Source organism: Pseudoroseomonas cervicalis ATCC 49957 (genome assembly GCF_000164635.1).
Taxonomy (GTDB): domain Bacteria; phylum Pseudomonadota; class Alphaproteobacteria; order Acetobacterales; family Acetobacteraceae; genus Pseudoroseomonas; species Pseudoroseomonas cervicalis.
Window position 1 is genome coordinate 79,785 of record NZ_GG770780.1, and the last position, 4,940, is coordinate 84,724.

A 4,940-nucleotide genomic window follows, 5' to 3' on the forward strand; every position below is an offset into this window, starting at 1 on the left:
GCCGGTGCCACCGCCGCCCCCCCGCCCCCCGCCCAGCCCAGCGCCGCCCGCCCGCCGCTGGTGGCCGAGCTGTCCCAGGCGCGGGTCGACATCACCACCGGCTTCAGCGGCACCGAGGTGCTGGTCTTCGGCGCCACCGAGCGGCTGCTGGGCGAAGGCGGCGACGACGTGCTGGTGGTGGCGCAGAGCGCGGTGCCCGAGCCCATGGTGGTGCGCCGCAAGATCCGCGTGCTGGGCTTCTGGCTGAACGGCCCCTCCGCCCGGTTCCGCCAAGTGCCCGGCTTCTACGTGCTGACCGGCACCCGCCCGCTGCGCCAGATGCTGGAGGATGAGGAGCGCCAGACCAAGCGACTCGGCCTCGAATACCTTCCCCTGGCCGCCACCGGCGACCAGCAGCCGGAATTCCGCGCGGCGCTGATGCAGCTGAAGCAGCAGGCCGGGCTGTGGCACGAGGAGGAGGAGCCGCTGCACATCGCCGGCGCCCGGCTGTTCCGCGCCCGGCTGCCGCTGCCCGCCACCGTCGGCACCGGCGACTACCGGGTCGAGGTGCTGCTGGTGCGCGACGGCCGCGTCGTCGCCCGGCAGGAGCTGGGCTTCCGGGTGGAGCGGGTGGGCACCGCCGCCCGCATCGCCGATGTCGCCTCCGAACGGCCGGTGGTATACGGGCTGGTCTGCATCCTGCTCGCGGCCATGGCCGGCTGGCTGGGCAGCGTGCTGTTCCGGAGGGGATGAATGCCCGAAGCCGCCCGGCGCGACCGCGTCTTCCTCGTCGTGGTCGATGACAGCGCGGAGCGCCACACGGCGCTGCGCTATGCCTGCCTGCGCGCCAAGCATGGCGGCGGCCGCGTCGCCCTGCTGCGGGTGATCGAGCCCGAGGGCACGGTGGAATGGGCCGGCGTCGGCGCCATGCTGCAGGAGGAACGGCGCGAGGATGCCGAGAAGCTGCTCTCGGCGCTCGCCGCCGAGGTGCAGGAGATCACCGGCGGCCTGCCCATCCTGCTGATCCGCGAGGGCGATCCGCGCGACGCGCTGCTGACCCTGCTGGAGGAGGATCCGCGCCTGTCGATCCTGATCCTGGCCAGCGCCAGCAATGGCGGCGGGCCGGGGCCGCTGATCACCGCGCTGACCGGCCGCTACGCGCCCCGGCTGCGCGTGCCGCTGACCATCGTGCCGGGCAATCTGGACGACCGCGAACTCGACCGCGTCACCTGATTTCTTTCCGGGTGCGGCCGCGCTGCGGCCGGCGGGCGGCGCGCCCCTGCCCCGCGGGTCGCGCCCGGTGCTTGCAGCGCGCCGCCGGATGGCCCACATCGGACGCAGACGAATCTGGCCCCGCAGGGGCCTGCTCCCTTCCGCCCCGATGGCCCGTCCCGACGGAGCCGCGTCCCATCCCGGCGGAGCCGCGCTAGGAAAAAGTCGAGAGCCATGTTCATCGAGACGGAAGCGACCCCGAACCCCGCCACCCTGAAGTTCCTGCCCGGCCAGGATGTGATGGGCAGCCGCGGCACCGCCGACTTCACCAATGCCGGGGCCGCCGCCCGCTCCCCCCTGGCCGAGCGGCTGTTCGGCCTGGAGGGCGTCGCCCGCATCTTCCTCGGCAGCGACTTCATCACCGTCACCAAGGCCGAGGGCGTGGAGTGGCAGGCGCTGAAGCCGCAGGTGCTGGGCGCCATCATGGAACACGTCATGGCCGGCCGCCCGGTGGTGCTGGAAGAGGAAGGCGACGCCGCGCTGGAGGACAGCGACCCGGCGGATGCCGAGATCGTCGCCCAGATCAAGGAGCTGCTCGACACCCGCGTGCGCCCGGCGGTGGCCGGCGATGGCGGCGACATCGTCTTCCGCGGCTTCCGCGACGGCATCGTCAAGCTGCATCTGCAGGGCGCCTGCTCGGGCTGCCCCTCCTCCCGCGCCACGCTGAAGCACGGCGTCGAGAACATGCTGCGCCACTACGTGCCGGAGGTGATGGCGGTGGAGCAGGTCGACGCCTGAGCGCGTCCCGCCACCTGCCGGAAACGAGCCAGGCCGGGGGTTTCGCCCCCGGCCTTTTTTCAGCGCGACTCGCGGGCGGTCAGGCCAGCGCCGCGACCACCGCCGGCAGCAGCGACGCATCGCCCAGCGCGATCACCTCGCCCGGCCCGTCCAGCCGCAGCGGCTTTCCCTGCCAGTCGGTCAGGCTGCCGCCCGCCGATTCGAGCACCGGCTGCAGCGCCACCCAGTCCCAGGGCTTCAGATCGCCCTCGGCGATGACATCGACCAGCCCGAGCGCGATCAGCCCATAGGCGTAGCAATCGCCGCCCCAGGTGACGCGGCGGACCGCGTTCCGCAGCCTGGCGTATCGCGGCGCCTGAGCGGCGGAAAACATGTCCGGGCTGGTGCAGGACAGCTCGGCCTCGGCCAGGCTGGCGCAGCGGCGGGTGCGCGGCGTGCCGCCCATCGGGCTGCGGAACTGCAGGGGCTGGCCCGCGACCCCCAGCCAGCGCTCGCCGGTGGCCGGCTGGTCGATCAGCCCCAGCACCGGGCGGCCCCGGTGCAGCAGCCCGATCAGGCTGCCGAACAGCGGCCGCCCCGTGACGAAGGCGCGCGTGCCGTCGATCGGGTCGATCACCCAGACATACTCGGCATGCTCACGCTCGGCGCCGTATTCCTCGCCGATCACGCCGTGATCGGGGAAGCGCTCGGCCAGCAGGGCGCGGATGGCGCGCTCGGCGGCGCGGTCCGCCTCCGTCACCGGGCTGGCATCGCCCTTGGCCTCGACCAGCAGGGCGGAACGGAAAAGGGGGCGGATGACCGCCCCCGCCGCCTCGGCGGCCGCTTCGGCCGCCGCGATCAGTTCCTTCACCGGGGCAGCTCGCGCATCAGGGCAGCGGCACCGGGCTGTCGGACAGGCTGCGCAGATAGGCGATGACATCGGCGCGCTGCTTCACGTCGCGCATGCCGGCGAAGGCCATGCGGGTGCCGCGGATGGCGCGCGACGGCGCCGCCAGGAACTCGTTCAGCGCCGCGTAGTCCCAGGGCTTGTCGGACAGCGCCTTCATCGCCGGGGAGTAGTTGAAATTGTCCAGATGCGCATGGTGGTTGCCGACCACGCCATACAGGTTCGGGCCGACGCGGTTGGCGCCGCCCTGGTCGAAGCTGTGGCAGGAGGCGCAGAGCCGCCCGGCCAGCTGGCGCCCCGTATCGACATTGGCGGCGGCGAGCAGCGGCTCCACCGGATCCAGCGCCGGCTCGGCGGCCGCGGCAGGGGCCGCCGCCTCGCCGACGCCCTCGATGGCGATCGCCGTCTTCTCAAGGCGGTGCGGATGCACCACGGTTTCGCCCACCAGGCCCGCCACCATGAAGGCGATGCCGGCGGTGAGGACGGCCGCGAACGCCTTGTTGACCTCCAAGCTCATGCTGCCGATCCATCCATCGTAAATGCCACGCGACGCGATCCGGTCGAGGGCGCGGTTTGCGCGCGGCAGGGGCCTCGACTAGAAGCGTGCGGACCATAGTGGCAGAGGCCGGACGCTTCAACCCGTAGCCCCACGCGCCGTCGCGCCGGGCCGCCGGATGAACTCCGGCAGGCGGGCCAGAAGACGGGACGGAAAACTGAAGATGAGTGGTGTGATCGCCTTCCAGGGCGTGCCGGGCGCCTATTCCGACCTGGCCTGCCGCAGCGCCTATCCCGGCTGGACCACCCTGCCCTGCCCGAGCTTCGAGGCCGCCATGCAGGCGGTGCGCGAGGACCGCGCCCAGCTCGCCATGCTGCCCTGCGAGAACTCGCTGGCCGGCCGGGTGCCCGACATCCACCGCCTGCTGCCCGATTCCGGCCTGCACACGGTGGGCGAGCACTATCAGCGCGTCGAGCACTGCCTGCTGGCCCATAAGGGCGCCACCATCGCGGGGCTGAAGCGCGCCCACAGCCACCCCGTCGCCCTCGGCCAGGTGCTGAACCTGCTGCGCGACCTGAAGCTGGAGCCGGTGATCGAGGCCGACACCGCCGGCGCCGCCAAGCTGCTGGCCGAGCAGCACAGCCTGGAGGACGCGGCCATCGCCTCCTCCCTCGCCGCCGAGATCTACGGGCTCGACATCCTGCGCCGCAATGTCGAGGACGCGGCGCACAACACCACCCGCTTCTACGTCATGTCGAAGACGCCGGCCGCGCCGCCGGTCGACCTGCCCAACCCGGTCACCACCTTCGTCTTCCGCGTCCGCAACATCCCGGCCGCGCTCTACAAGGCGCTCGGCGGCTTCGCCACCAACGGCGTCAACATGACCAAGCTCGAGAGCTACATGCTCGACGGGCATTTCACCGCGACCCAGTTCCTCTGCGACGTCGATGGCCACCCCGAGCAGCCCGGCCTCCGCCGCGCCCTGGAGGAGCTCGCCTTCTTCTCGCGCGAGCTGAAGGTGCTCGGCACCTATGCCGCGCATCCCTACCGGCTGGGCCAGGCGGCGGAGGCGGATTGAGCCCGGGCGCGGCCTCTGGCAGGCTGGGCGCCCACGCCTCAGCCTGACAGAAGGAGCACGGATTTGGCCGACATCGCGATCGACATCGGCGGCGAGATCTTCCACGCCGATTTCGAGGAAGCCGCCGCGCCGCGCACCGTCGCCCGCTTCCGCACCCTGCTGCCCTACCAGGACCGCATCATCCATGTGCGCTGGTCCGGCGAGGCCTGCTGGATCCCGATGGGCGAGCGCGACCTCGGCATCGGCTATGAGAACGCCACCTCCTACCCCGCCCCGGGCCAGATCATCGTCCACCCGGGCGGCATGAGCGAGACCGAGATCCTGGTCGCCTACGGCCCCTGCTGCTTCGCCAGCAAGGCCGGCCAGCTCGCCGGCAACCACTTCCTGACCATCAAGGGCGACCTGGACAAGCTGGCCACGGTCTGCCGCTCGGTGCTGTGGGACGGCAACAAGCCGATCACCTTCAGGAAGCCCTGAGCCAGAAAGTCGGA

The 4,940-nt window shown here is 72.1% G+C and carries 7 protein-coding genes; 5 read left to right on the forward strand and 2 right to left on the reverse strand.

The genetic code is table 11. The features are described 5' to 3' along the window. The 3 genes from HMPREF0731_RS13780 to HMPREF0731_RS13790 all read left to right on the forward strand — a co-directional run. A partial coding sequence (locus tag HMPREF0731_RS13780; RefSeq protein ID WP_007004760.1) for a TIGR02186 family protein occupies positions 1 to 732 on the forward strand: 732 nt, incomplete at its 5' end. Further along, positions 733 to 1,212 (forward strand): universal stress protein, encoded by a 480-nt coding sequence (locus HMPREF0731_RS13785; RefSeq protein WP_007004761.1) that lies wholly within the window; start codon positions 733 to 735, stop codon positions 1,210 to 1,212. 213 nt (positions 1,213 to 1,425) lie between these two features. Next, positions 1,426 to 1,989 (forward strand): NifU family protein, encoded by a 564-nt coding sequence (locus tag HMPREF0731_RS13790; protein ID WP_007004762.1) that lies wholly within the window; start codon positions 1,426 to 1,428, stop codon positions 1,987 to 1,989. A gap of 79 nt (positions 1,990 to 2,068) precedes the next feature. Here HMPREF0731_RS13790 and hisN read toward each other — a convergent pair whose 3' ends face one another. Both hisN and HMPREF0731_RS13800 read right to left on the reverse strand, forming a co-directional pair. Further along, on the reverse strand, positions 2,069 to 2,839 hold the full coding sequence (gene hisN, locus HMPREF0731_RS13795) for a histidinol-phosphatase (protein WP_007004763.1): 771 nt from the start codon (positions 2,837 to 2,839) through the stop codon (positions 2,069 to 2,071). Positions 2,840 to 2,855: 16 nt separating this feature from the next. Next, positions 2,856 to 3,392, reverse strand: a complete 537-nt coding sequence (locus tag HMPREF0731_RS13800) for a c-type cytochrome (RefSeq protein ID WP_007004764.1) — start codon at positions 3,390 to 3,392, stop codon at positions 2,856 to 2,858. Between the two features lie 202 nt (positions 3,393 to 3,594). On the opposite strand from HMPREF0731_RS13800, the gene HMPREF0731_RS13805 reads away from it, so the two are divergent. Together HMPREF0731_RS13805 and HMPREF0731_RS13810 are read left to right on the forward strand one after the other, a co-directional pair. Further along, on the forward strand, positions 3,595 to 4,449 hold the full coding sequence (locus tag HMPREF0731_RS13805; protein ID WP_007004765.1) for a prephenate dehydratase: 855 nt from the start codon (positions 3,595 to 3,597) through the stop codon (positions 4,447 to 4,449). 63 nt (positions 4,450 to 4,512) lie between these two features. After that, positions 4,513 to 4,926 carry a DUF3830 family protein gene (locus tag HMPREF0731_RS13810; protein WP_007004766.1) on the forward strand — a complete coding sequence of 138 codons (414 nt, stop codon included), beginning with the start codon at positions 4,513 to 4,515 and terminating at the stop codon, positions 4,924 to 4,926. Positions 4,927 to 4,940 lie beyond the last annotated feature (14 nt).